Source organism: Ciceribacter sp. L1K23, assembly GCF_018122705.1.
Taxonomy (GTDB): Bacteria; Pseudomonadota; Alphaproteobacteria; order Rhizobiales; family Rhizobiaceae; genus Allorhizobium.
The window spans coordinates 2,130,541-2,155,100 of sequence record NZ_JAGRRC010000001.1 but is presented as its reverse complement, the minus strand read 5'-3'; the positions used below and the strand labels follow the sequence as shown (position 1 = coordinate 2,155,100).

Below are 24,560 nucleotides of genomic sequence, written 5' to 3'. Positions count from 1 at the left end.
CTCAGGCCGAAAGCATGAGGTCCATGTTCTGGACAGCAGCGCCGGACGCGCCCTTGCCGAGATTGTCGAGAAGCGCGACGAGATTGACATGGGCACCGCCCGGAGTTCCAAACACGAAGATCTTCATCGTGTCCTGTCCGACGAGGTCTTCGGCATCCACACGGGGAAGCTTGGCACTTTCCGCCAGCGGCACGACGGTGACGATATTCTGACCGGCGTAGTGCGCGACCAGCGCGTTATGAACGCTCTCCACCGTGGTGCCGTTGGCCATATCCTCCAGAAACAGAGGAACCTGCACGATCATGCCCTGCGCAAAACGGCCGACTGACGGCGAGAACAGCGGAGACCGGTCGAGCAGGCCGTGCACCTTCATTTCGGGAACGTGCTTGTGCTTGAGCGGCAGCCCATAGAGGAAGTTGTTGGCCGTGATGTGCTCCGGATGGCCGGCATCCTCCATCTGCGCGATCAACTGCTTCCCGCCACCTGTATAGCCGGAAACGGCATTCACGGTGACAGGATATCCGTCGGGAAGGATCCCGGCCGCCCGGAGCGGACGCAGGAGGCCGATCGCACCTGTCGGGTAGCATCCGGGATTGGCGACGTAACGAGCGGAGCGGATCTTCTCTGCCTGCGACCTGTCCATCTCGGCGAAACCGTAAGCCCAGTCATTGGCGACCCGAAACGCTGTCGACGTGTCGATGATGCGAACCTTGTTGTTCCCTGCCACCATCTTCACCGCCTCCTTCGAGGCATCGTCGGGAAGGCAGAGGATCGCGACATCCGCCGCGTTGAGCAGATCCTCGCGAAGCGCCGCATTCCGCCGTTCTGCTTCGGGGATCGACAGCAGTTCGACGTCGCGACGGCCGGCCATGCGGGTGCGGATCTGCAACCCCGTTGTGCCGTGTTCACCGTCGATGAAGATCTTCGCTGTCATGTGTGTTGTCCTGAGAGGATTAGAGTGAGTCTCGAAGGATGGTGAATCAGTGTGTCAGCTACGTGTCGCGAGCTTCTCCGCGCGCAGGCCGAGCATATACATCGCGACCGTCGCGCCCGCAATTGCAGTGATGTCGGCATGGTCGTAGGCAGGCGCCACTTCGACGATGTCCGACCCGCGGATATCCAGCGGGCCAAGCTTCCGCAAGACGGAGAGCATCTTTGCCGACGACGGACCGCCTGCCACTGGCGTTCCGGTTCCCGGAGCATAGGCCGGATCGAGGCAGTCGATATCGAAGGTCAGGTAGCATGGAGTATCGCCGACATGCGCCAGTATCGCGTCGGCAATCGCCTGGGCCCCCATATCCTCGACCTCCCAGCCATGAATGATCCTAATTCCAAAATCCTCCGGGGCGTGCGTGCGGATGCCGATCTGGATCGAACGTTTCGGGTCGATCACGTTTTCCCGCACGGCACGGCACACGAACGAGCCGTGGTCGATGCGCTTGCCGTCATCGTCCCAGGTGTCCTGATGGGCGTCGAAGTGGACGAGAGCCAGCGGGCCGTGCTTGGCGGCGTGGGCCTTGAGCAGCGGCCAGGTCACGAAATGATCGCCGCCAAGTCCAAGAAGATAGGCGCCGGCCGCGATGATCTTCGCTGCTTCCTTCTCGATCAGGGCAGGGGTCTTCTGGTGGTTTCCGTAATCGAGCAGCACATCGCCGTAATCCACCACAGCCATCTGTTCGAAGAGGTCCCGCGAGAATGGATACTGCGGATCATTGTCGAAAATCGCGGAAGCGCGCCGGATCGCTTGTGGTCCGAAGCGCGCACCGGGCCGGTTTGAGACGGCGGCGTCGAAGGGAATGCCAAGCACCGCGGCATCCACGTCCTTGAGCGACTTGGAGTATTTCCGCCGCATAAAGGACAGGGCGCCCGCATAGGTGGGGTCGGTTGCCGCGCCCCGAACTGCTTTTGCGGTGAATGCGTTGTCGATGGATTTGCTCGCCATGTTCCGTCTCTTGTTGCTCATTTCGCCTGACCATAGGCGAAGCTGGTTCGTCCACAAATTCCAAATCTCGATGAGCTGCTGAAAACAAAAAAAGGCGGAGCCGAAGCCCCGCCTTGATTTCCGTTTCCGGCAGTCCAGCGATTAGCGCTTGGAGAACTGGAACGAACGACGGGCCTTCGCCTTGCCGTACTTCTTTCGCTCGACCACGCGGCTGTCGCGGGTCAGGAAGCCACCCTTCTTCAGAACCGAGCGCAGGCCCGGCTCGAAATAGGTGAGGGCCTTGGACAGGCCGTGACGAACTGCACCGGCCTGGCCGGAGAGGCCGCCGCCGGTGACGGTGGCGACGATGTCGAACTGGCCGTCACGTGCTACAGCGACGATCGGCTGCTGCAGGATCATCTGCAAAACCGGGCGTGCGAAATAGGTCTTGAATTCGCGACCGTTGATCGTGATCTTGCCGGTGCCCGGCTTGACCCAAACGCGGGCAACGGCGTTCTTGCGCTTGCCGGTTGCATAGGAGCGGCCGAGCGAATCGACCTTGCGGACGTGTGCCGGAGCAGCCGCTTCGGTCGTCGTGCCGAGGTCCTTCAGGGAAGAGAGGTCAGCCATTATCAGGCGCTCCTTACGTTCTTGCTGTTCAGCTTGGCGACGTCGAGAGCGACGGGCTGCTGTGCTTCATGGGGGTGGTTGGAACCGGCGTAGACGCGCAGGTTCTTCATCTGGCGACGGCCGAGCGGGCCGCGCGGGATCATGCGCTCGACGGCCTTCTCGAGAACGCGCTCCGGAAAGCGGCCTTCGATGATGGCGCGCGCGGTGCGCTCCTTGATGCCGCCCGGGTAGCCGGTGTGCCAGTAGTACTTCTTGTCGGAATACTTCTTGCCGGTGAAGACGACCTTCTCGGCATTGATGACGATGACGTTGTCGCCGTCGTCAACGTGGGGAGTGTAAGTAGCCTTGTGCTTGCCGCGCAGGCGCATGGCGATGAGGGAGGCAAGGCGACCAACAACGAGGCCTTCGGCGTCGATGATGACCCACTTCTTCTCCACCTCGGCGGGCTTCTGAACGAAGGTAGACATGGTTGTATCTTTCCATCTAATCCCTGGCATCCTGAAGGCTGCGAGGGCGTTTTTTGTTGCTTGGCTTTGCGGGCATCCGCTCACAAAGTAGTCGCCAACCCGAAGGTACGCGATCTGCGGGGTGTATATGTGGCAAACGTCTCCACGTCAATAATACGCGGATTGGACAATGTTTATAAAAGCATCGTAAAATCAATTGCCTAATGATACGGTATTATTTTACCGCTATTTTTTCTGTTTTTGGACTGATAAGACCGCTCGCCTTTGGTGAGCCGACCTGCCGCTGTGTGTTGGGGTTTACGTTCCTACTCTCGATGACGCCGCAGGTAGTGACCTCGGTATCGCTTGCGAAAAAGAAGATCGATATCAACGACGACACCGAACTTGTTGTGTCGAATAACGATATCTCTTTTCAGGCATGCAACCATGAGGCGTTTCTAAAATTAACGAGAACAAATAATGTACAGATAGCGAATACAAAGCGATCTTTGGTGTGGTTGCACCAATTTCGGGCTGACAGCCATAGCTGGGTCTCAGGAAAAATTAAGAAATTACGAATATGGTGTGAATGGGACCGCGGATGGGAGTTTCGCTGATCCGGCCAAGGCCGGGGGAGGATTTCCATGGACCACGATCACTATACTGATGCCTATCTCGAAGCCGTGCTGGAGGATTGCAAATCAGTGGCAATCATCGGTGCGTCGATCGACGATAAGCGCCCGAGCTTCTGGGTCACCGGCTTCCTTCTTGGGAAGGGTTACACGGTTTACCCGGTCAACCCCTCACACGCCGGGAAAACCATACTGGGCCGTCATATCTACGCATCGTTGGGCGACCTTCCCGAGCGGGTGGACCTTGTCGATGTTTTTCGACGTTCATCCGAATTCGCCGGGGTCGTGGAGGAGGTGCTGGCTCTTCGTCGCCGTCCGAAAGCTATATGGGCGCAACTTGGTGTCCGCGACGACGGTGCCGCTCGGAGAGCGGAAGACGCTGGAATCCGGGTGGTGATGGATCGTGCGCTCGTGACGGAGTACGCCCTCGTCTACGGGAAGACCCACGGACAGGCGGCATGATCGCTGACGCTGATGCATGTGCGTAGCTGCGGGCCTCGCAAGAGCCAATCACCGATGCCGCCGCAGGGGACCGGTATCGCAGCATCTCTGCAACAGCGGTCCGGAAACTGGTCCTGACGTCAGGTATCCGGAATGGACGTCGGGATACGGGCGTGGGCATGATTGTCCTGTTGGCCCCATGGATTCGGCGATGAGATATTGTCGTGTCTTCGTGGTGCCCGCGACCGATCTGGGACGAGGTGCGCATGTTGTTACCGCATGACCGATATGATGACGAACTGATCGCGACCATTCTTCGCGAGACAAAAACGATAGCTCTTCTCGGCGCGTCGCCCAATCCGGATCGGCCCAGCAACCGGGTCATGCGCTTTTTGCTGTCCAAAGGCTACGACGTCACCCCCGTTAATCCAGGGCAGGCGGGAAAGGAGCTTCTGGGGCGAAAGGTATTTGCAACGCTCGGCGATATTCCCACGGCGATCGACATGGTCGACGTCTTCAGGGCGCCCGAATACCTCCCGGCAATCGTCGACGAGATGCTGGCCATGACCCCGATGCCCCGTTTCCTTTGGGGGCAACTGGGCGTCAGGGACGATGAGGCGGCTCTGAAGGCGGAGATGGCCGGTGTCGTGGTCGTAATGGACCGCTGTCCGGCGATCGAGTATCCGCGGCTGATTGGCTGACGCTCTTTATTCCGCCAGCACGGTCGGCGTTGCGCGTAGCGCGTTGAGTTCGCCGGCGTTGTGGCAGTATCCGCTGAAGGCTTCCACGGCAGTGCCCTCCGCAAGATCGTGACGGCATTCCGCCTTGTTCGAACACTGCGCACAGGTGATCTGCATGTCCCGGAAGAGCGCCTTGAAGCGCGTCTCGACTTCCATAGGATCGATCCCGAGCTCGCGCATCATGTAGGGCATTTCGTCTGCCGCATCAGGACCTGCCTTCGCCAGTTCTAGAAGTTGGTCCGGCTGTATATTGCAATCCTTTGCGATCCGCCGGATCGTCTCGTCGTCCAGAGCGGCGATCATGTCCGCCTCGGCCGTCGTTTCCCAAGCCTTCGCCACCCAGCCGAAAACGCGGGAAAGAAATGTTCCCCCTGCTTGCTCCAAAGATAGATTCATCGCCGACCTCCGTAGAATGGAGGAATTTTCACCGCTTACGGGCGGCGATGCATTGACTAAGATCAAAGGCGATCGCGGCATCGGAAATCGTGTTTGACACACGCCTCCGGACGGGCCACGGTCGCCGCCAAAGAATGAGGAAAAGGGAGGTTACACATGTCCAACGACAAGCCGGGATTTTCCACGCTTGCGATCCACGCCGGTGCCCAGCCGGACCCGACGACGGGAGCCCGGATTACGCCGATCTACCAAACAACGGCCTACGTTTTCAATGACGCGGATCATGCCGCAAACCTCTTTGCGCTCAAGGAGTTCGGCAATATCTACACCCGCATCATGAACCCGACGCAGGCGGTCCTGGAAGAGCGGGTCGCCGCGCTCGAAGGCGGCACCGCCGCTTTAGCCGTTGCCTCGGGGCATGCCGCCCAGATGCTGGTCTTCCACACGATCATGCAGCCAGGTGACAACTTCCTCGCCGCCAAAAAGCTCTACGGTGGCTCGATCAACCAGTTCGGCCACTCCTTCAAGAGTTTCGGCTGGGAAGTGCGCTGGGCCGATCCCTCTGATACGGCGAGCTTCGAATCGCAGATCGACGACCGCACCAAGGCGATCTTCATCGAGAGCCTCGCCAATCCCGGCGGCACTTTCGTGGACATTGCAGCGATTTCGGAAGTCGCCCGTAAGCACGGATTGCCGCTGATCGTCGACAACACGATGGCCAGTCCCTATCTGGTTCGTCCGCTCGAACATGGCGCCGATATCGTTGTCCACTCCGCCACGAAGTTCCTGGGTGGCCATGGAAATTCCATGGGCGGCGTCATCGTGGACGGCGGCACGTTCGACTGGTCGAAGTCGGGCAAATATCCGGCGCTCTCGGAGCCGAGGCCCGAGTACAACGGTGTCGTGCTGCATCAGGCGCTCGGCAATATCGCCTTCGCCATCGCCTGCCGGGTGTTGGGTTTGCGGGATCTGGGACCCGCAATCGCCCCGATGAACGCTTTCCTGATCCTGACCGGCATCGAGACCCTGCCTCTGCGGATGCAGCGCCACTGCGACAACGCGCTGGCCGTTGCGAAGTGGCTGAAAAGTCACGACAAGGTCGCGTGGGTCAGTTATTCGGGCCTCGAAGACGATCCGAACCATGCGCTTCAGCAGCGGTATTCTCCGAAGGGCGGGGGAGCCGTCTTTACCTTCGGCGTGAAGGGCGGCTATGCGGCCGGAAAGGCGCTCGTCGAAGGGCTGCAACTTTTCTCGCATCTCGCCAACATCGGAGACACGCGTTCATTGGTCATCCACCCCGCATCCACGACGCATGCGCAGCTGACCGAGGCGCAGCAGGTCGCGGCCGGCGCTGGCCCGGACGTCGTTCGCCTGTCGATCGGCATCGAGGACGCGGAAGACATCATTGGCGATTTGGAGCAGTCGCTGGCGAAGGTCTGATCGGTGCACGCCAGAGCGCGGGCAAATGCGACGGCGCGTGCCTTCTCGGCCGCGCCGTCCATCTTGCCGACGGTCAGCGCATGGCTTAACGCTTTGCTTGTCAGCGAAGAGGGATGGCGATGATCTCGCAAGGCGGCTGTTTCTGTGGCAAGGTGCGCTATCGGCTGAAGGCAGCGCCGATGTTTGTCAATTGCTGCCACTGCCGGGATTGCCAGCGGCAGAGCGGCAGTGCCTTTGTGGTCAACGGCATGATCGAGGCAGAAGAGGTGGAATTGCTGTCGGGCGAGCCGGAGCCCGTGTCGATGCGCACCGACAGCGGCCATCCCCACGATATCTTCCGCTGCCGGGAGTGCCGATCGGCGGTCTGGAGCGACTATGGCCGCCGCGGCTGGATGCTCTTCATTCGCCTGGCGACACTCGACGATCCGGGCCGGTTTCCGCCGGACGCCCACATCTTCACCTGTTCGCGGCTTCCATGGGTCAATCTGGATGGCGGTGCGCCAGCATTCGACATCTACTACGAGATGGAAAAGCTCTGGCCGCCCGAAAGCCTGGAACGTCGCCAGCGCGCGCGCCTCCGGGCCGGCGCCGAGCGCTGAGCGGCGAGGATAGCTGTTTGCGTTTGCGGTGCGGACTGTTGCATGGTGCCTCAAACAGGCGGCGGGATTCGACCGGCCGAACCACGGACGGGGAGTTGCATGACGAACTATATGCGTTTCGATCTGGAGGGCGTCGTGCCTGAGGAGGGCGCGCCCGCGCCCGACAGGCTGATCGCCGGCGCGCCGCAATTTCTCACCTGGAATCTTGAGGAAGCGCCCGGCGGCATCTTTACAGGGGTGTGGCAGGCGACACCCGGAAAGTGGCGGATCAGCTATGACGAGTGGGAGTATTTCCACATCCTCGAAGGTCATTCCATCGTGACGGAGGACGGAGGTACGCCGATTCATTTGAAGGCGGGCGATCGGCTGATTCTCAGGCCGGGGTTCAACGGAACGTGGGAAGTGGTTGAAACGACTCGGAAAGACTACGTAATCCGTCTCTGACAGCTGGCGTCAGTCCGACGCCCCGGTTGACTTGCCCTTGAATCCGCCGGTGAGTCGATCCTCGACGGAGGGGCGAGCCGTTGAAGCTGGAGCAGGAAGGCTATTTTCGCCAGCAGCTGCTGCAGCTTTGCATCTAGAAACGGTTCCTGGTCCTCGCCCAGACCTCCTCGCATGGCGCGGTACAAGGTGGCCCTGCTGACGCCAAGTCCGTGGGCGGCCGCCTTGATGCTGTCGCCCCCCTGGACCGCCGCCCGCGCCTGATCGACCTCCAGTCGCGAGAGTTTTGGAGGGCGCCCGATCGGACTGCCGCGCATCCTAGCGGCCGACATGCCCGCGCGCGTTCTCTCGGAAATCAGCGCGCGTTCGAACTCCGCGAGAGCGCCCATGATATGGAAAATGAGGATGCCGCCGGCCGATCCCGTGTCGATCGATTCCGTTACGGAATAAAGGCCGATGTCTCGGCGCCCCAGGTCACTCACCACGTCGATCAGGTGGGAGAGCGACCGCCCGAGGCGGTCCAGTCGCCAGATGACCAGCGTATCACCGGGACCGAGCATTTCCAGGGAGCTGTTGAGACCTGAGCGTGTCCGCGAGGCGCCGGAAGCGCCGTGGTCGGTGAATATCTGCTGACAGCCTGCCGCCTTCAGCGCCTGCAGTTGCAGCTCGATGTTCTGATCGCTCGTTGAAACTCTCGCATAGCCGATGCGCATTGTTTGTCTCGCCGGTCGATGGATCGTGCGCCAGAAGCGTGTCGAATTCAGGAAGTGTATCAGAAAGGTTCCCTTTTGAGCGCACGTTTAAGTTAAAGTCAATGGTAAAAATGCACGCATAAATAAATGTGATCGAAGTTGCATAAACTTGAGCGGGCGGAGCTAACAGCCTGTTTCGAAGCCCATATTTCTGGCAGCTCTGCACGGGATGGGTCTTTGAGCTTCGGTCTATGCGGCGATGTCGTCCGGTGCCGGGGAAGGCTGGGGCTTGCGCAAATAGGAACGCTTTAGAGACGGATTGGGCCGTCTCGGGCATTTCCGGCCAAGCTCTGCAAAGGAGGCAGCGATGACCACGTATTCCCTGACCCTGAACTTCGACCCGGTCGTCCTCACGAATATCAAGAGGGCGGATCAGCGCGTCGCGATCGCGAAACCCGTCAACTCGGGCGGCCCGAGCGTCATCTGGCTCGACATTGATCCATTCCCCTCCACAACGATCGAATGGGAGGAGGACTACTGGATCTATGCCTCCAACGACGAGGTTGTGAACGGCGCAACGATCACCAAGCTGACGGAGGTCTATCCGGGGCCGGCGCTGGACGCCGGTTACTATGTTCTCCAGGAAACCTGCGTCTTCGGTGGCTTCACCAAGAGCAACGGCATCCTGCCGGTCCCGCCCGGCACCTATGCCGCGATCAACCAGGTACCGTATGACGACTACAACAGCCTCACCTTCGGGCTGGCCCAGACCGCGTTGATCAACAAGAAGCCGGAGGAACGCAAGCCGATCTCGGCTCAGTCCGTGCTCGCCACCCAGCACATCAAGATGACGCCGTTCGTCACGCTTTACATCTGGCTCGAGAGCGAGTTCCGCAGTCAGACGATTATCACCGACGTTGCCGGCAACGCGTCCTCGGCGGTTTTCGGTGGTGGCGTGACGGAACTGGATCTCACCTACGATCCCATCCACGGCATCTTCTCGCCGTCGTCCTAAGCTGTCGCGTCCCTGGCGATGTCTAAGCGATGGCCTGCGGAGGGCGGGCCATCGTCTCCCCAAAAACGAATATCAGCAACAGCGCGTAGCGTCGCGCCAAGCCGGCACGCGGCTGGCTACCAGGAGGATTTCCGATGCACTCAGTTCATTTTCGTTCGCGACTGTCGACGATCGTATTGGCGGCAACCGCCGCGTTTTCGATGGTATTGCCAGGCGTTGCAGCCGACCTCAAGATCGATGACCTCGACAACACCGGTTCCCGCACGTTCTTGACGCAGAAGGAGCTCGAAGGCGCCGAACCTGTCGAAGAGGTCGTCACGCCGGAAGAACTCGAGCAGATGAAGCAACGCTTCGAGGAACTGTACCCGCAGTCGACGACAATACCCGAACGCGATCGCGGTGCCCTTGAAGACAAGGGTGTGCCGCGCCCGGTTACCGATCCGGGTGCCAGCAGCCCTTATTGGAGCACGGGCAAGCTCGTCTTTAAGAAGCAGGGCGAAACCGGCCTGAAGCGTTGCACGGCTCAGTACGTCGGGAACAATGTCCTGATGACTGCCGCCCATTGCGTCTACAATATCGAAGCGCAGACGTGGAACTCTGACTTCAACTTCCTTCGCGCCTTCGATGATGGCACCTATCAGCAGTCGGTCGGCTGGGTGTGTGTCTCCATCTTCGACGCATACCATACGCCTGCCAAGAACTACGCCTTGGACTACGCCTTTATCCTTGTGGATGCACCGGACCAGAAGAAGCCGCTTGCGGTAAAGACCGGCGTGCCCGCGACAACGCCGCTCACGGCCGTCGGCTACCCGAGAAACTTCGGCGACGGCAAGAGACTCTACGAAGTGAATGGGGACTGGGGCTCGGTCGATCGCGGGATCGTCACCATGAGCGGCAATCCCATGCGCAGCGGCAACAGCGGCGGCGCCTGGTTCAGCGAGTTCAAGGTGAACGGTGACGACAGCAACAATCTCATCGTAAGCCTGAACTCGCATCACTTGACTGGAAACACGACCGACGAGAATGGTCCGCTGCTGACGGCGGACACGGATCGGCTTTTCAAGCACGTTCAGGCCGGGTGCAAATAGACCTTTGTGAGCGGCTCACCAGGCTAGGTCGAGCCGCTCCAGCCCGTGGAAGTGATAGACGTCCTTGACTACTGGCGCCGCCACGATGCGCAAGTTCGGCAGTCGCCGGAACAGCAGGGGTAACACGATGTTGAGCTCCAGCCGCGCGAGCGGCGCACCAATGCAGAAATGAATCCCGGCACCGAAGGACAGATTAGCGCCCTCGTTGCGGTCCGGCTTGAAGGTTAGCGGATCGCTGAACTTGAGCGGATCCAGGTTGGCGGCAGCGAGAATCAGTCCCACCTTGTCGCCGAGCTGAAAGCGTATCCCGTCGATCTCCACCGGCTCCAGGCACCAGCGCTCGAAGATGTGCACGGGCGCGCAGAGACGCAGCGTTTCCTCGACCGTCCGTTCGGTGGTCGACTCATCGGCAAAAAGAACGGCCGGATCGAGCCCGCTTTCCAGGATGATCCGCACCGAGTTTCCGATCTGGTGGACAGTTGCTTCGTGGCCCGCATTGAGAAGAACGATCGTTGTGGAAACGAGTTCGTCCTCGGTCAGGAATTGGCCTTTGTGTTCCGTGTGGATCATGTGGCTGAGAAGGTCGTCCCGCGGAAGGGCGCGACGCTCCGCGATCACTTTGCGGACATAGTCGGCGAATTCCTTCGCCGAGCGGTCAGCAGCCTCTTCGTCGGCCCGGGTCCGCTTGAACATGTACATTCCGACATAGTCATGGCTCCATTTGAGGAGCTGCGGTCCCATCTCCTCCGGAATGCCGATCATCCGCGCGATCATGGTGACCGGGATGATGTCCGCGAATGTGGAAAGAAGTTCCGTTCCGTTTTTGCCGAAGCCGTCGATCAGCCTATTGGCGAGCTCCTCGATCTCCGGCTTCATCTTTTCGACATGTCGCGACACAAAGGCTCTGTTGATGAGGGTGCGAAGCCGTGTGTGTTCCGGTGGTTCTATTTCCAGAAGGGAGTGTTCTTCCGCCTTGTCGAAATGTGCCGTGTGCGCTGCCGGCGTCGGCAGTCCCAACTGGTCCCGCGTCGCGACGTGGAGAACCTGGCGGCCGAAACGCCGGTCGCGCAGCAGCGCGTTGACGTGATCATAGGACGTGAAGAACCACTGCCGCTGTTCTTTCCAATAGAACGTAGGGCAGGCGGAATGGAGCGCTGCATAGGCTCGATTGGGATTGCAATAGAAGGCGGGGTCACGCGCATCGAGCCTAACCTCGCGGGTTGCGCGGTCGATGGAAAGAAAGGGGAGTTCGCTCATGGCGGTCTCTCTAGCTCACCGCCCACACGGACGAAAGCGCGTTGGCGACATTTCCAAGCGCGTGCGGCCCGTCAGGCGTGCTTCTCGCCGCCTGCAACGGACAACCGGCGAAGAACGGCAACCTGACGATCCGCGCGATCGTCGATCGCCTGTGCCAGGTCCTCGTGAATGTCCGTGGCCTTATTGTCGTTCCAGATCGTCGTGCAGTTCCTGCCGCGCTCCTTCGCCCGATAGAGGGCACGGTCCGCATCTGACAAAAGCTTGTCGAGACCGGCATTTTCCGTGGCGACTGCCGCGATGCCGATACTGACAGTGACAGATACCGTCCTGCTCCTCGTGTTCACGGGCTGCGTCGCCAGAGAATGCCGGATCGCCTCGGCGTAAAGAGCGGCGTCCTTGACCCTCTCGATCGGCAAAGCAACCGCGAATTCTTCCCCACCGGTCCGGCCGAACACGCCGTCTTTCGGCAGAAGCTTGAGGCACAGGTCTGCAAAAGCAACGAGAACGTCGTCGCCCGTGTCGTGGCCGAAGGTGTCGTTGATTCGCTTGAAATGATCGAGATCGAAAATCGCGACGGCGGTAAGCGGGGAGGGAGCTTTCGACCGGATGGCGCGGAATGCATCGATGAACCCGCGTCGATTGAGCGCGCCGGTCAGTGGGTCTGTCCTGACGAGCGTCCGCAGATGTTCTTCGGACATCTCCATGAACATCTTCGTCAGAACGGCGATGGCCGCGACGAAACAGATGACGTTCACCACGCCCGCGCTCGTATTGTAGTGAACCTGTGTAAAGGTGAGCGGATCCGCCATGATCACGGAGACCCCGAGAAGCAGGCTGGTCGAGGACTGTATCGTCCAGATGCCAGCCAGCGCCCACCGCAGCTGGCGACTGCTTTCGCCATTCTTCAAGACCATGAGGGCGAGCAGGCCGAACCCGACGGCAGCGGCAACATTGAAAAGCGCCGCCCTGTTTGAAAGGTCATCGCGTATGAACGGCAGCAGATTGCCTGTCAGCCAGAGGGCAAGCGGTAGAAACGACAGTGGTCGTATCCGCTTCCTGTCCAGTTGCGCCAAGGCAGTGCCCCAGAAGGCGAATGCCGCAAGGGAGAGGCTGTTCGCCAGCTGTATCGAGACCAGATCCGGGATCTGGCCGCGTAGCGCAACGAGCCCGAAGCCGATCCCGTGCGCGGCAAAACCAACGCCAAAATTGAGATAGAAGTATTTGCTTCGATCGTGAAGCCAGACGGCGACGAGCAACAGGGCGAGGGTGCCGGCCTGCGTGGTCCAGAGGAGAAAAGCCGTCTTTAGATCCATAAGGGATGCCGCTGGGAGAGTGAAAACGTCGGGCAAGTATGCCGTCCAATTGTTAATTCCGCGCTAGTGCCGACGTTGTTTTGAGGAGCGGGCCAAGGGTTGTATCGTAGCACTTCGTTCACCATATCCGCGGGCTGCTGTTGACCCGCTCGGCTGTCGCGTCGCTTCTCGGCGACATCAGGCGTATCTCCTTGTCAGGCGGCACGTGTGCATTAAGGATATCGGATGCTCGCGTCTTGAAGTGCAGGGCACTGACACTCTATGTAGGGATTGACAGGTTTTACGATGATTCCCGCCGCGCCACGCGATAGGAATGAGGCTACAAAGGACGGACATGAGAAATCCAGTAGATACCGCCATGGCACTCGTGCCGATGGTCGTGGAGCAGACCAATCGCGGCGAGCGGTCCTATGACATCTATTCGCGGCTGCTGAAGGAGCGGATCATCTTTTTGACCGGCCCGGTCGAGGACTACATGGCGTCGCTGGTTTGTGCGCAGCTTCTCTTCCTCGAAGCCGAAAACCCGAAGAAGGAAATCGCGATCTATATCAATTCTCCCGGTGGTGTTGTCACCGCCGGTATGGCGATCTACGACACGATGCAGTTCATCCGTCCTGCGGTTTCGACGCTGTGCATCGGACAAGCCGCATCGATGGGGTCGCTCCTGCTCGCCGCCGGCGAGAAGGGCATGCGTTTCACCACGCCGTATTCCCGCATCATGGTCCACCAGCCCTCGGGCGGTTTCCAGGGGCAGGCATCCGACATCGAGCGCCATGCCCGCGATATCATCAAGATGAAGCGCCGCCTCAACGAAGTGTACGTCAAGCATACTGGCCGTAGCTACGACGAGGTAGAGGCCACGCTAGACCGCGACCATTTCATGGAGGCGGAGGAGGCAAAGGAGTGGGGCCTGGTCGACAAGATCCTGACCTCGCGCCAGGAGATCGAGGGCGTGACCGGCGGCTGACGCCGCCGTACTCCCGCCGCTATTACTTTGTGTGATCGCGTGGGGGGTTTAAACGGTCGGCGAAAGCGCTAATAGTTGCATTAAGGCTATGTTGAATTTTTGTGACATAGTCTGCGATTTGGAGGGGTCTTGCGTTGCATCCGTTTGACGAGCCGGTCTCGGAGACGGAAATTGCCCCCGCCGATGTCGAAGCAGACCCGCTTCGCGAGTGCGCGGACCGGGTGAATAAGTGGACCGCCGCCCCTGGACTGGGCGTGTGGCGTGCTGGAAGGAAGAAGACATGAGCAAAGTCAGCGGAAGCAACGGCGGTGACTCGAAGAATACCCTCTATTGTTCTTTCTGCGGAAAGAGCCAGCACGAAGTCCGGAAGCTGATCGCCGGGCCGACCGTATTCATCTGCGATGAATGCGTCGAATTGTGCATGGACATCATCCGCGAGGAAAATAAGAGCTCGATGGTGAAGTCCCGTGACGGCGTTCCCACGCCGCAGGACATCATCAAGATCCTCGACGAATACGTCATCGGCCAGCGTCAGGCGAAGAAGATTCTGTCGGTGGCCGTGCACAACCATTACAAGCGCCTGTCGCACGCCTCCAAGGGGGGCGATGTGGAGCTGGCGAAGTCGAACATCTTGCTCGTCGGACCGACCGGGTGCGGCAAGACCTATCTTGCCCAGACGCTCGCGCGCATCATCGACGTCCCCTTCACGATGGCCGACGCTACGACGCTCACCGAGGCCGGTTACGTCGGCGAAGATGTCGAGAACATCATCCTGAAGCTGCTTCAGGCGGCTGACTACAATGTCGAGCGCGCCCAGCGCGGCATCGTCTACATCGACGAAGTCGACAAGATCAGCCGCAAGTCTGACAACCCGTCGATCACCCGCGACGTGTCGGGCGAGGGTGTTCAGCAGGCGCTTCTCAAGATCATGGAAGGCACCGTTGCTTCGGTTCCGCCGCAGGGCGGCCGCAAGCATCCGCAGCAGGAATTCCTTCAGGTGGACACCACCAACATCCTGTTCATCTGCGGTGGTGCGTTCGCCGGTCTGGACAAGATAATCTCCGCCCGCGGCGAGAAGACCTCTATCGGCTTCGGTGCGACGGTTTCGGCTCCGGATGATCGCCGTGTTGGCGAAGTCCTGCGCGAGCTCGAGCCCGAAGACTTGGTCAAGTTCGGCCTCATTCCGGAGTTCATCGGTCGTCTGCCCGTGCTGGCAACGCTCGAAGACCTCGATGAGGACGCGCTGATCCAGATCCTGTCGGAGCCGAAGAATGCGCTCGTGAAGCAGTACCAGCGCCTGTTCGAGATGGAAGATGTTGAGCTGACCTTCCACGAGGACGCTCTGCGCGAGATCGCCCGCAAGGCGATTATCCGTAAGACGGGTGCCCGCGGCCTGCGTTCGATCATGGAGAAGATCCTGCTCGACACGATGTTCGAACTGCCTGAACTCGAAGGCGTGCGCGAAGTCGTGATTTCCGACGAGGTCGTAAACGGCAACTCCCGGCCGCTCTACATTTATGCCGACCGTCAGGAAGAGAAGGCGAACGCCTCGGCGTGACGCTGTCCGTTTCGTGAATCAAAAGAGGCTCGCTTTGGCGGGCCTTTTTTTGTTTTGGGTCGGCTGTCGCATCTCTTTCACAAATCCGTTTGCTCCGCTGCTGCGTTGGGCTAGATAGAAGGGGACTGCTTCGTCGGCAGGCTGAGCGTTTGGCGCGGCATCACGTCGGAGCGCAATTGGGTCCACCAGTTTCGCGTCAGCTGGATCTGTCTAACTGTAATCTTGAGTATTGCTTCTCGATGGCTGTCGGTGGGGCGGCAGTTGCAAGGCTTGAATTCCTGCCGCCGGCACTCCATTTCAGCCGGGAACGAACCTAGTACCATCCTCTATCGAGGACAGGGTATCCGCTCCCGGAAACGGGACGATCGAAAGGAAATGAAATGACGAATGTGACGTCTGCTGCGGGCGAGACCAATGTCTATCCGGTACTGCCGCTGCGCGACATCGTGGTCTTCCCCCACATGATTGTGCCTCTCTTCGTCGGTCGTGAAAAATCCATTCGCGCGCTTGAGGAAGTGATGGGTTCCGACAAGCAGATCATGCTTGCCACCCAGATGAACGCCGGCGACGACGATCCGGAACCCGATGCGATTTACGCCGTCGGTACCGTCGCCAATGTCCTGCAACTGCTCAAGCTGCCTGACGGCACCGTGAAGGTGTTGATCGAAGGTCGCGCGCGCGCCAAGATCGAGACTTACACCAGTCGCGAGGATTTCTACGAAGCCGGTGCCACCATTCTCGCCGAACCTGCCGAGGATGCCGTGGAGATCGAGGCGCTGTCGCGCTCGGTCGTCTCGGAGTTCGAGAACTATGTGAAGCTCAACAAGAAGATATCTCCCGAAGTCGTTGGCGCTGCCAGTCAGATCGAGGACTACTCGAAGCTGGCGGATACCGTCGCATCGCATCTTTCGATCAAGCTGACGGAAAAGCAGGAGATGCTGGAAACCGTCAGCGTGAAGATGCGTCTGGAGAAGGCGCTCGGCTTCATGGAGGGCGAGATTTCTGTCCTGCAGGTGGAAAAGCGCATCCGCTCGCGCGTCAAGCGCCAGATGGAGAAGACCCAGCGCGAGTATTACCTCAATGAACAGATGAAGGCGATCCAGAAGGAACTCGGCGACGGCGAGGACGGCCGTGACGAGATGGCCGAACTGGAAGAGCGCATCTCCAAGACCAAGCTTTCCAAAGAAGCCCGCGAAAAGGCAGATGCGGAACTGAAGAAGCTGCGCCACATGAGCCCCATGTCGGCGGAAGCCACCGTTGTCCGCAATTATCTGGATTGGCTGCTCGGCCTTCCGTGGGGCAAGAAGTCCAAGGTCAAGGTCGATCTTAACGCCGCCGAGAAGATCCTGGACGAGGATCACTTCGGTCTGGACAAGGTCAAGGAACGCATCGTCGAGTATCTCGCCGTCCAGGCCCGTGCGACCAAGATCAAGGGGCCGATCCTGTGCCTCGTCGGTCCTCCCGGCGTCGGCAAGACCTCGCTTGCCCGTTCGATCGCCAAGGCGACCGGCCGCGAGTACGTTCGTATGGCGCTAGGTGGCGTCCGTGACGAAGCCGAAATCCGCGGTCACCGCCGGACCTATATCGGCTCGATGCCCGGCAAGATCGTGCAGTCGATGAAGAAGGCCAAGAAGTCGAACCCGCTCTTCCTCCTCGACGAGATCGACAAGATGGGCATGGATTTCCGCGGCGATCCGTCTTCGGCCCTGCTCGAGGTGCTGGATCCGGAACAGAACTCGACCTTCATGGATCACTACCTGGAAGTCGAATACGATCTGTCCAACGTGATGTTCGTCACGACGGCCAACACGCTGAACATCCCCGGCCCGCTGATGGACCGCATGGAGATCATCCGGATCGCCGGCTACACCGAGGATGAAAAGCGGGAGATCGCGAAGCGTCACCTGCTTCCGAAGGCGATCAAGGAACATGCCCTGCGCCCCGAGGAGTTCTCGGTCAGCGACGAGGCGTTGACCGCCGTCATCCAGCAATACACCCGCGAGGCCGGTGTCCGCAGCTTCGAACGCGAGTTGATGAAACTGGCGCGTAAGGCTGTTACCGAGATCATCAAGGGCAAGGTCAAGTCGGTTGCTGTCACCAAAGACAACATCCATGACTTCCTGGGCGTTCCCCGTTTCCGTCACGGTGAAGCCGAGGGCGAGGACCAGGTGGGCGTCGTAACCGGTCTGGCCTGGACCGAGGTTGGTGGCGAGCTTCTGACGATCGAAGGCGTCATGATGCCGGGCAAAGGCCGCATGACGGTCACCGGTAACCTCAAGGACGTGATGAAGGAGTCGATCTCGGCTGCTGCCTCCTACGTTCGCAGCCGCGCCGTTGATTTCGGTGTCGAGCCTCCGAGGTTCGACAAGGCGGATATCCACGTTCACGTCCCGGAAGGCGCAACGCCGAAGGATGGTCCGTCCGCCGGAATCGCGATGGCCACCGCGATCGTGTCTATCATGACCGGAATTCCGGTCTCGAAGGATATCGCGATGACGGGCGAAGTGACGCTTCGTGGGCGGGTTCTGCCGATCGGCGGTCTGAAGGAAAAGCTGCTCGCAGCGTTGCGTGGCGGCATCAAGAAGGTGCTTATTCCGGAAGAGAACGCCAAGGACTTGGCCGACATTCCGGACAATGTGAAAAACAACCTGGAAATCGTCCCGGTCTCGCGGATGGGCGAGGTTATCAAGCACGCCCTGATCCGTCAGCCGGAGCCGATCGAGTGGGATGGGACGGTTGAAACGCCTGCCGTCGGCACCGTCGAAGGTGCCGAAGAATCGGGCGTCACAATCGCGCATTGACCTTATTGGCGCCCTGACTTTGCCAAAATGACACACTGACGTGAAAAAGGCTGGCAAAAAAGCCAGCCTTTTTTGTGTAAACTCTCCGGAGTGCCTTGTATTTCAGGCGTTCCGGGTGCTTTTCAGTTGCCTAGGGCGAAAGCATCCGTAATGTCCGCCCGGCTTAATCCTTTGAGTCGTTTCATGCCAATCAGAAAGGGTGGAAACATGAACAAAAACGAACTCGTATCCGCAGTTGCCGAAAAGGCCGGCCTGACAAAGGCTGATGCCCTGTCTGCGGTTGACGCAGTTTTCGACACGGTCCAGGTCGAGCTGAAGAAGGGTGGCGACATCCGTCTCGCTGGCTTTGGCGCTTTCACGGTGTCCCGTCGTGAAGCTTCGAAGGGCCGCAACCCGTCGACCGGCGCGGAAGTCGATATCCCGGCTCGCAACGTTCCGAAGTTCACGGCCGGCAAGGGCCTGAAGGACGCCGTCAACAGCTAAGGCTGTCCGGTCGCCACCTTTGGCACCATCGATCTATGAGAATTGAAGGCCCGCCACCCTCGTGTGGCGGGCCTTCGACGTTTCTGGCCTTGCAGTGTTCGCCGCCATTGACTATCTCGCAGCTGGCCGGATGTTCCGGCTTTCGTTCTCAGGGCGGGGTGAAAGTCCCCACCGGCGGTAGGGGGCCTGTCCCCGAGCCCGCGAGCGCCTCCGGCAACGTCGGAGGGTCAGCAGATCCGGTCGAAATCCGGAGCCGACGGTCACAGTCCGGATGATAGAGAATGTGGAGTGCAGCGCTGCGGTAGTCCTCTCCTTCGGAGACGGGCTCCATCGCGCAGGTCAACGTCGATCGTCCGCATGGTTCCGGGCGATGGTCGTTGCGGCGTTCCCCATGCGTCCTGATTTGTGTTGGTCCTGAAAGGGAAAATGGCATGAATCAGTTTGTCCCCTCCTTGTTTCGTTCCCGTGCGGTCGCTGGGGCGCTTTACATGATCCTTGCAGGCGTGGCGTTCGCTGCGCTGAACGTTGTCACGCAGTGGCTGGCGATGACACTTTCGTTTCCCCCGGCCTCCGTCGCCTTCTGGCAGTACGGTTTCGCGCTCGTCCTGTCGTTGCCCTTGCTTCGGAAGCTTGGGGTGAAAGCGATGAGAACACGCCATCCCTGGCGGCACATACTCCGGGTGCTTCTCGCGGCGCTCGGCGTCCAGGCGTGGCTCACCGGCCTCGCGACGGTACCGATCTGGCAGGCGATCGCGCTGGTGATGACCTCGCCGTTTTTCATCATCATCGGCGCCCGCCTGTTTCTCGGAGAGGCCCTCGGTCCCGCACGATGGTTTGCGACGCTTGCCGGTTTCATCGGCGCCATGATCATCCTGCAACCGTGGTCCGATGCCTTCACGCCTGCCGCTCTGCTGCCGGTCTTGTCTGCCTTCCTGTGGGGCGGTTCATCCTTGCTGATGAAGAACCTGACGTCTTTCGAACCGGCGGAAACCATCACCGTGTGGCTGCTTGTCCTGCTGACGCCGGTCAATTTCGGGCTGGCGGTGGCCTCCGGCTTCGTCGTTCCCGGCGGGACGGCGCTGATCCTTCTGATCGGAGCGGGGATACTGACGGCGCTCGGGCAGTATCTGCTGACTTTGGCTTACACTGTCGCCGATGCCGCCTACGTGCAGCCGTTCGATGACCTCAAGCTGCCGCTCAACGTCTTCGCGGGCTGGATTGTCTTCGGATACGCACCGACCGGATATCTTTGGTTCGGCGCCATGCTGATTCTTGTCGCTTCGTTGACGCTGATGAAAATCGAGCTTGGACGCGAGCGGGCAGCCAACTGAGCACTGCATCGGAAAATCACGAAACTGTCACGCGTTTGTAATGGACGTGCCGCAAAAGCCTCCTGTTCCATTTTCGGAAACAGGAGGTTTCCCCATGAAGTCTGGCTTTTCCCGCGCTGCGCTGACTGTTGCGCTGCTGTCATCCGTTGCTCTTCCGGCAGGTGCTGCCGAAGTCTTCAATCGCATTGCGTCGTTTCCGGTCGTATCCAACCTGCCTTCGGACAAGGATAAGCTCACCGGCACATCGGCCGAGATCGTCACGGCCTCGGAGGATGGCAATACGCTGATCTATTCGGACAGCCCGCTTGGCGGCATCGGCTTTATCGACATCACCGACGCCAAGGCGCCCAAGGCTGCTGGCGCGTTGATGATGGGCGGCGAGCCGACATCGGTCGCCGTTGCCGGCGGCAAGGTCCTCGTCGGCGTCAACACGTCGGAGAGCTACACCAATCCATCGGGAAAGCTTGCGGTTGTCGATATCGCCTCGAAGACCGTTGACGCCACCTGCGATCTCGGTGGTCAGCCGGACTCGGTCGCCGTTGCCAAGGATAACAGCTTCGTCGCCGTCGCCATCGAAAACGAGCGCGACGAAGACGTCAATAACGGCGACCTGCCGCAAATGCCGGCGGGAGATCTGGTCATAATCTCGCTGAAGGACGGCGTCGCCGATTGCGCGACGACCAAGCACGTCGCGATGACCGGCTTGGCCGAAATTGCGCCTGAAGATCCCGAGCCCGAATTCGTCGCGATCAACAGCCTCGGCGAGATCGCGATGACCATGCAGGAAAACAATCACATCGTGATCGTCGACGGCAAGACCGGCGAAGTGAAGAGCCATTTCTCGGCCGGTAAGGTCGATCTCGCTGGCATCGACACCAAGTCGGATGGGGCGCTGAAGTTCACGGGCTCCAAGGAAGGCGTTCCTCGGGAGCCTGACGCCGTCAAGTGGCTCGACGACAATCGCATCGTGATTGCCAATGAAGGCGATTGGAAGGGCGGTTCGCGCAGCTTCACAATCTTCGACAAAAGCGGCAAGGAACTCTACGAATCCGGTCCGTCGCTGGAAATGGCAATTGCTCAGATCGGTCATTTCCCCGACAAGCGTGCCAAGTCCAAGGGTGTCGAGCTGGAGGGTCTGGAAGCTGCAAGCTTCGGTGACCAGAAGTACTTCTTCGTCCTCTCCGAGCGCGCCTCTATCGCTGCCGTCTACAAGGACACAGGCGCTGAGCCGGAACTGCTGCAGCTGCTGCCGTCGGGTGTGTCGCCGGAGGGCGCGGTTGCCATCCCGTCGCGTAATCTGCTCGTTACCGCGAACGAGCTCGACCTCGGCGAAGATGGTGGCGTACGGTCCCACGTGATGCTCTATGAACTGGCCGAGGGTGAACCGGCTTACCCGATGATCAAGTCTGCCACGGTCGACGGCGCCCCGATCGGCTGGGGTGCGTTGTCCGGTCTCGTCGGCGACGCCGAAAAGGCCGGCACGCTCTATGCCGTCAATGACAGCTTCTACAGCATGCAGCCGACGATCTTCACGATCGATGCCACCCAGAAGCCGGCCATGATCACCGCTGCTCTGCCCGTGACCCGAGGCGGACAGCCGGCTCAAAAGCTGGATATGGAAGGCATCACGCTCGATGGCAATGGCGGTTTCTGGATCGCATCGGAAGGCGATTCGGCCAAGCTCGTCGGCCACGGCCTCTACAACGTCGATGCCAAGGGCGAGATTAAGGCAGAAGTCGGCTTCCCGACTGAACTGCTCGCCGGTCAGACCCGCTTCGGTCTTGAAGGCATCACGTCGGTCGGCGAAGGTGATGACATGACGCTGTGGATGGCCGTACAGCGCGAGTGGGGCGACGACGAGAAGGGCTCTGTCAAGCTTCTGTCCTACAATCCGAAGGCCAAGGAATGGGGCGCCGTGCGCTACCCGCTCGAAAAGGCCGACGCAGGCTGGGTCGGCCTTTCGGAAATTACCGCCCACGGCGACTACGTCTATATCGTCGAGCGTGACAACCAGATCGGCGACAACGCCAAGCTCAAGAAGCTCTACCGCGTCGCCATCGCCGACCTGAAGCCCGGCAAGATCGGTGAGGAACTGCCTGTCGTCGCCAAGGAGGAAGTTCACGACTTCATCCCGGACCTGAAGGCCGCCACCAACGGCTATGTCGTCGACAAGCTCGAAGGCTTTGCCTTCGATGCCGCCGGCAAGGCCTTCGCGGTGACCGACAACGACGGCGTGGACGACTCGTCCGGTGAGACGCTGTTCTGGGAAGTAAACCTGCAGGGCACCAACTAAGCTTCGTCCTCCCAAGACGATGATCCCGGAGGCCGGGCGGGTAACCGCCCGGCCTCTTTCGTTGCGGATCAGACCATACGGTGCAGGAAGGCGATGACGGGTGCAGCCAGCAGGGCGGGGGCAGAGACATGCGGTGCGTGCCCCGTGGCGAGCGTCGCCACCTCCGCACCCGGCACAAGCGCCTGCATCCGCCTTTGCAGGAAGATGTAGACCGACCTGTCATCCGTCGCCTCTACATAGAGGCGGGGTACTCGCCCGAATCGCCCCGGCGTCAGCCTTGCGACCAGGGCGCGACCACCCTCAGCCTGAGGCGTGAGCCTGGCTGCAGTATACGCTGCTTCCTCCTCGGGAAGATCGTTGAAAAAGTGCCGGATCGCCGCTTCGGTGGGGACACGACTGAGCAGACCATCGTCGGACCAGATAAGATGCGGGGAGATTCCGGCCGCTTCGGGATGGTCCGGCAGTGCGGACCGGACGAGGTCGCCGTATCCCAAGCCCGATGGCAGCATCATGCCCGCGATGTAGACGATCCCGGCGATCTTGTCTGGAGCGGCTTCCGCGAGCGCCGACGCGACCACGCCACCGCCCGAGTGGGCGATGACCGCGACCCGTCCACCTGTTGCGTCGAGGATCCTCCTCATATGCGTCAGGTAAAGGTCAAGGCTGACCTTTTCAGCGGGGGTATCGTCTGCGCCGTTACCGGGCAGATCAACGGCTATTGGCCGAAAACCGGCGGCCACAAGACCTGGGGAGAACTTCTCCCACACCCAGGAGCCTTGCCAGGCCCCGTGGAGCAGGATGACGGGGAGTGGGGAAGCCATCAGATCGCGGTTGAAGGTGGCGTGTAGGTTCGCTCATACATAGCCTTCAGATGATCCTCCACGGTTGTGGGCGGATATTTCGGCGTCTCGCCGGTCTGGAGGCAGTTCGGCAGGCACTCGACCCTGTGATCCGGATTGCCAACGAAGAAGAACGGAACCGAGTAACGCTCGCGGCCGCTGTCGTTGACGACGCGGTGAAGCGTGGAGCGGTAACGGTCGTTCGTCCACCGGGCGATCATGTCGCCAAGGTTGACCACGTAAGTGCCGGGAATGGGATCAGCATGGATCCAGTTCCCGGTCGTCGAATCGTGAACCTGCAAGCCGCCAACCTGATCCTGCATCAAAAGCGTCAGCCCACCGAAATCGGTATGCGCACCGGCGCCCTTTTCGTTCGGGGCGGCGTCGGGCGGCTGAGGTGGATAATGGAGAAGCCTGAGCGTGCCGAGAGGATCGCGGCTGTAGCCGTCGAAATAGGTTTCCGGCAGTCCGAGCGACAGCGCCATGCCCCGCATTAGCCGCTCTCCGAGCTCCAGCATTGCGGCAAAATACGCCATCATAACCGGCCGGAACCCCGGCTGGTCGTCCGGCCACTGGTTCGGACCGCGGTTGAAGCGTCTTGCAACGACCCTCGGATCGTCCTCGGCCAATTCCACGCCGACGTAATAGCCTTCCTTGAGATCCGGCGGCGCCCCGGCTTCCAGCGTCTGGCCGCGCAGGATTTCATAGCCGCGATTGCAGAAGGATTTTGTTTTATCGACCGCAAGCTTCTCTTGCTCCGGGCGGCTGAAGAAGGCCTTCATCTCGTCGAACACAGCATTGATCAGCCCTTCCGGAATACCGTGACCGGAGCAGTAGAAGAAGCCTTTGTCGAGGCAGATTTGCCGCAGGGCGTCGCCAACCTCCGCGCGCTTCTCCTGACGGGATGAAGACAGACCCGCAATATCGATCACGGGCAGGTTTGCGGCGCCGACGGAACGCGCCGCGAGCGGCAGGACTGTCACGTAAGTCTCCTTTCTTCGGGTGGAGAAAGCAGAAGTTTGAGGTGATCGCTGGACCGCGCATAGATGTGCAATTCGCACCGAGGTGTTGTTCGAAACAAAACAGCCGGGCTGTGGCCCGGCTCAGACCGCTGACAAACCCGCCGATTTTTGCTTGGCGGGTTTTCTTGTTTTGAGGTGCGCGGTCAGGTGGTGTTTTGGTCTTAGATTTTCGTGATCTTAATCGGACCTGTGCCCTTATACCCAGGCTCGGTCCG

23 protein-coding genes and 1 riboswitch are annotated in these 24,560 nt (G+C 60.2%); of the genes, 13 read left to right on the top strand and 10 right to left on the bottom strand.

Annotation, left to right across the window (positions count from 1 at the left end):
- Window position 1: 1 nt before the first annotated feature.
- The 4 genes from argC to rplM all read right to left on the bottom strand — a co-directional run bounded on the left by argC (window position 2) and on the right by rplM (window position 3,018).
- Entirely contained in the window at window positions 2–934 is a 933-nt protein-coding gene (gene argC / locus J5J10_RS10210; protein WP_211929785.1) for an N-acetyl-gamma-glutamyl-phosphate reductase, read from the bottom strand.
- A 54-nt stretch (window positions 935–988) separates the two neighbouring features.
- Complete coding sequence (gene speB / locus J5J10_RS10205; protein WP_211929784.1) at window positions 989–1,942, bottom strand: agmatinase; 954 nt, start codon at window positions 1,940–1,942, stop codon at window positions 989–991.
- 141 nt (window positions 1,943–2,083) lie between these two features.
- Window positions 2,084–2,551, bottom strand: coding sequence for a 30S ribosomal protein S9 (gene rpsI / locus J5J10_RS10200; protein ID WP_208549224.1), 468 nt, complete (start codon window positions 2,549–2,551; stop codon window positions 2,084–2,086).
- Window positions 2,552–2,553: 2 nt separating this feature from the next.
- Window positions 2,554–3,018: a 50S ribosomal protein L13 gene (gene rplM, locus J5J10_RS10195; RefSeq protein ID WP_208549225.1), complete on the bottom strand. Its 465-nt coding sequence runs from the start codon at window positions 3,016–3,018 to the stop codon at window positions 2,554–2,556.
- 623 nt (window positions 3,019–3,641) lie between these two features.
- On the opposite strand from rplM, the gene J5J10_RS10190 reads away from it, so the two are divergent.
- Window positions 3,642–4,091: a CoA-binding protein gene (locus J5J10_RS10190; protein ID WP_211929783.1), complete on the top strand. Its 450-nt coding sequence runs from the start codon at window positions 3,642–3,644 to the stop codon at window positions 4,089–4,091.
- A 245-nt stretch (window positions 4,092–4,336) separates the two neighbouring features.
- The gene (locus J5J10_RS10185) at window positions 4,337–4,771 is read left to right on the top strand and encodes a CoA-binding protein (RefSeq protein ID WP_211929782.1); all 435 of its coding nucleotides are present in this window, start codon (window positions 4,337–4,339) and stop codon (window positions 4,769–4,771) included.
- 6 nt (window positions 4,772–4,777) lie between these two features.
- On the opposite strand, the gene J5J10_RS10180 is transcribed toward J5J10_RS10185, so the two are convergent.
- Window positions 4,778–5,206, bottom strand: coding sequence for a DUF6455 family protein (locus J5J10_RS10180; RefSeq protein ID WP_211929781.1), 429 nt, complete (start codon window positions 5,204–5,206; stop codon window positions 4,778–4,780).
- A gap of 156 nt (window positions 5,207–5,362) precedes the next feature.
- Between J5J10_RS10180 and J5J10_RS10175 the strand changes: the two genes are divergently transcribed.
- From J5J10_RS10175 to J5J10_RS10165, 3 genes are all read left to right on the top strand, one after another.
- Window positions 5,363–6,646, top strand: coding sequence for an O-acetylhomoserine aminocarboxypropyltransferase (locus J5J10_RS10175; RefSeq protein WP_208549229.1), 1,284 nt, complete (start codon window positions 5,363–5,365; stop codon window positions 6,644–6,646).
- Between the two features lie 119 nt (window positions 6,647–6,765).
- Window positions 6,766–7,245, top strand: coding sequence for a GFA family protein (locus J5J10_RS10170; protein ID WP_349252060.1), 480 nt, complete (start codon window positions 6,766–6,768; stop codon window positions 7,243–7,245).
- Window positions 7,246–7,344: 99 nt separating this feature from the next.
- Window positions 7,345–7,689, top strand: a complete 345-nt coding sequence (locus tag J5J10_RS10165; RefSeq protein WP_211929779.1) for a cupin domain-containing protein — start codon at window positions 7,345–7,347, stop codon at window positions 7,687–7,689.
- On the opposite strand, the gene J5J10_RS10160 is transcribed toward J5J10_RS10165, so the two are convergent.
- A complete protein-coding gene (locus tag J5J10_RS10160; protein WP_211929778.1) occupies window positions 7,671–8,399 on the bottom strand; it encodes a recombinase family protein in 729 nt (242 codons plus the stop codon). The two genes, J5J10_RS10165 and J5J10_RS10160, sit on opposite strands and share 19 nt — an antisense overlap.
- A gap of 346 nt (window positions 8,400–8,745) precedes the next feature.
- Between J5J10_RS10160 and J5J10_RS10155 the strand changes: the two genes are divergently transcribed.
- Together J5J10_RS10155 and J5J10_RS10150 are read left to right on the top strand one after the other, a co-directional pair.
- Window positions 8,746–9,393: a hypothetical protein gene (locus J5J10_RS10155; protein WP_208549233.1), complete on the top strand. Its 648-nt coding sequence runs from the start codon at window positions 8,746–8,748 to the stop codon at window positions 9,391–9,393.
- Between the two features lie 134 nt (window positions 9,394–9,527).
- The gene (locus tag J5J10_RS10150; RefSeq protein WP_211929777.1) at window positions 9,528–10,481 is read left to right on the top strand and encodes a trypsin-like serine protease; all 954 of its coding nucleotides are present in this window, start codon (window positions 9,528–9,530) and stop codon (window positions 10,479–10,481) included.
- Between the two features lie 15 nt (window positions 10,482–10,496).
- On the opposite strand, the gene J5J10_RS10145 is transcribed toward J5J10_RS10150, so the two are convergent.
- Window positions 10,497–11,738 (bottom strand): cytochrome P450, encoded by a 1,242-nt coding sequence (locus J5J10_RS10145; protein ID WP_211929776.1) that lies wholly within the window; start codon window positions 11,736–11,738, stop codon window positions 10,497–10,499.
- 71 nt (window positions 11,739–11,809) lie between these two features.
- Window positions 11,810–13,051 carry a GGDEF domain-containing protein gene (locus tag J5J10_RS10140; RefSeq protein WP_211929775.1) on the bottom strand — a complete coding sequence of 414 codons (1,242 nt, stop codon included), beginning with the start codon at window positions 13,049–13,051 and terminating at the stop codon, window positions 11,810–11,812.
- Window positions 13,052–13,385: 334 nt separating this feature from the next.
- Here J5J10_RS10140 and clpP point away from each other — a divergent pair, with 334 nt between their 5' ends.
- The 6 genes from clpP to J5J10_RS10110 all read left to right on the top strand — a co-directional run bounded on the left by clpP (window position 13,386) and on the right by J5J10_RS10110 (window position 22,484).
- Window positions 13,386–14,018 (top strand): ATP-dependent Clp endopeptidase proteolytic subunit ClpP, encoded by a 633-nt coding sequence (gene clpP / locus J5J10_RS10135; protein ID WP_208549237.1) that lies wholly within the window; start codon window positions 13,386–13,388, stop codon window positions 14,016–14,018.
- A gap of 280 nt (window positions 14,019–14,298) precedes the next feature.
- Window positions 14,299–15,576, top strand: coding sequence for an ATP-dependent Clp protease ATP-binding subunit ClpX (gene clpX / locus J5J10_RS10130; RefSeq protein ID WP_208549238.1), 1,278 nt, complete (start codon window positions 14,299–14,301; stop codon window positions 15,574–15,576).
- Window positions 15,577–15,956: 380 nt separating this feature from the next.
- Window positions 15,957–18,377 (top strand): endopeptidase La, encoded by a 2,421-nt coding sequence (gene lon / locus J5J10_RS10125; protein ID WP_208549239.1) that lies wholly within the window; start codon window positions 15,957–15,959, stop codon window positions 18,375–18,377.
- A gap of 207 nt (window positions 18,378–18,584) precedes the next feature.
- Complete coding sequence (hupB, locus tag J5J10_RS10120; protein ID WP_249116710.1) at window positions 18,585–18,860, top strand: DNA-binding protein HupB; 276 nt, start codon at window positions 18,585–18,587, stop codon at window positions 18,858–18,860.
- A 140-nt stretch (window positions 18,861–19,000) separates the two neighbouring features.
- Window positions 19,001–19,147: riboswitch (FMN riboswitch) on the top strand.
- 144 nt (window positions 19,148–19,291) lie between these two features.
- Window positions 19,292–20,191, top strand: a complete 900-nt coding sequence (locus J5J10_RS10115) for a DMT family transporter (protein WP_211929773.1) — start codon at window positions 19,292–19,294, stop codon at window positions 20,189–20,191.
- 94 nt (window positions 20,192–20,285) lie between these two features.
- Window positions 20,286–22,484 (top strand): esterase-like activity of phytase family protein, encoded by a 2,199-nt coding sequence (locus J5J10_RS10110; protein WP_211929772.1) that lies wholly within the window; start codon window positions 20,286–20,288, stop codon window positions 22,482–22,484.
- A 68-nt stretch (window positions 22,485–22,552) separates the two neighbouring features.
- On the opposite strand, the gene J5J10_RS10105 is transcribed toward J5J10_RS10110, so the two are convergent.
- A complete protein-coding gene (locus J5J10_RS10105) occupies window positions 22,553–23,305 on the bottom strand; it encodes an alpha/beta fold hydrolase (protein ID WP_211929771.1) in 753 nt (250 codons plus the stop codon).
- On the bottom strand, window positions 23,305–24,306 hold the full coding sequence (locus J5J10_RS10100) for an isopenicillin N synthase family oxygenase (RefSeq protein WP_211929770.1): 1,002 nt from the start codon (window positions 24,304–24,306) through the stop codon (window positions 23,305–23,307). The genes J5J10_RS10105 and J5J10_RS10100 overlap by 1 nt, the downstream gene beginning before the upstream one ends.
- Between the last annotated feature and the right edge of the window lie 254 nt (window positions 24,307–24,560).

Bases quoted from the DNA above. Each gene is read 5' to 3' on its own strand.
- J5J10_RS10170 (WP_349252060.1), top strand. From the start codon at position 6,766: ATGATCTCGCAAGGCGGCTGTTTCTGTGGCAAGGTGCGCTATCGGCTG.
- hupB (WP_249116710.1), top strand. From the start codon at position 18,585: ATGAACAAAAACGAACTCGTATCCGCAGTTGCCGAAAAGGCCGGCCTG.
- J5J10_RS10190 (WP_211929783.1), top strand. From the start codon at position 3,642: ATGGACCACGATCACTATACTGATGCCTATCTCGAAGCCGTGCTGGAG.
- J5J10_RS10185 (WP_211929782.1), top strand. From the start codon at position 4,337: ATGTTGTTACCGCATGACCGATATGATGACGAACTGATCGCGACCATT.
- clpX (WP_208549238.1), top strand. From the start codon at position 14,299: ATGAGCAAAGTCAGCGGAAGCAACGGCGGTGACTCGAAGAATACCCTC.
- J5J10_RS10110 (WP_211929772.1), top strand. From the start codon at position 20,286: ATGAAGTCTGGCTTTTCCCGCGCTGCGCTGACTGTTGCGCTGCTGTCA.
- J5J10_RS10155 (WP_208549233.1), top strand. From the start codon at position 8,746: ATGACCACGTATTCCCTGACCCTGAACTTCGACCCGGTCGTCCTCACG.
- clpP (WP_208549237.1), top strand. From the start codon at position 13,386: ATGAGAAATCCAGTAGATACCGCCATGGCACTCGTGCCGATGGTCGTG.
- J5J10_RS10165 (WP_211929779.1), top strand. From the start codon at position 7,345: ATGACGAACTATATGCGTTTCGATCTGGAGGGCGTCGTGCCTGAGGAG.
- J5J10_RS10145 (WP_211929776.1), bottom strand. From the start codon at position 11,738: ATGAGCGAACTCCCCTTTCTTTCCATCGACCGCGCAACCCGCGAGGTT.
- speB (WP_211929784.1), bottom strand. From the start codon at position 1,942: ATGGCGAGCAAATCCATCGACAACGCATTCACCGCAAAAGCAGTTCGG.
- rplM (WP_208549225.1), bottom strand. From the start codon at position 3,018: ATGTCTACCTTCGTTCAGAAGCCCGCCGAGGTGGAGAAGAAGTGGGTC.
- J5J10_RS10150 (WP_211929777.1), top strand. From the start codon at position 9,528: ATGCACTCAGTTCATTTTCGTTCGCGACTGTCGACGATCGTATTGGCG.
- lon (WP_208549239.1), top strand. From the start codon at position 15,957: ATGACGAATGTGACGTCTGCTGCGGGCGAGACCAATGTCTATCCGGTA.
- argC (WP_211929785.1), bottom strand. From the start codon at position 934: ATGACAGCGAAGATCTTCATCGACGGTGAACACGGCACAACGGGGTTG.
- J5J10_RS10175 (WP_208549229.1), top strand. From the start codon at position 5,363: ATGTCCAACGACAAGCCGGGATTTTCCACGCTTGCGATCCACGCCGGT.
- J5J10_RS10140 (WP_211929775.1), bottom strand. From the start codon at position 13,051: ATGGATCTAAAGACGGCTTTTCTCCTCTGGACCACGCAGGCCGGCACC.
- J5J10_RS10180 (WP_211929781.1), bottom strand. From the start codon at position 5,206: ATGAATCTATCTTTGGAGCAAGCAGGGGGAACATTTCTTTCCCGCGTT.
- J5J10_RS10105 (WP_211929771.1), bottom strand. From the start codon at position 23,305: ATGGCTTCCCCACTCCCCGTCATCCTGCTCCACGGGGCCTGGCAAGGC.
- rpsI (WP_208549224.1), bottom strand. From the start codon at position 2,551: ATGGCTGACCTCTCTTCCCTGAAGGACCTCGGCACGACGACCGAAGCG.
- J5J10_RS10160 (WP_211929778.1), bottom strand. From the start codon at position 8,399: ATGCGCATCGGCTATGCGAGAGTTTCAACGAGCGATCAGAACATCGAG.
- J5J10_RS10115 (WP_211929773.1), top strand. From the start codon at position 19,292: ATGAATCAGTTTGTCCCCTCCTTGTTTCGTTCCCGTGCGGTCGCTGGG.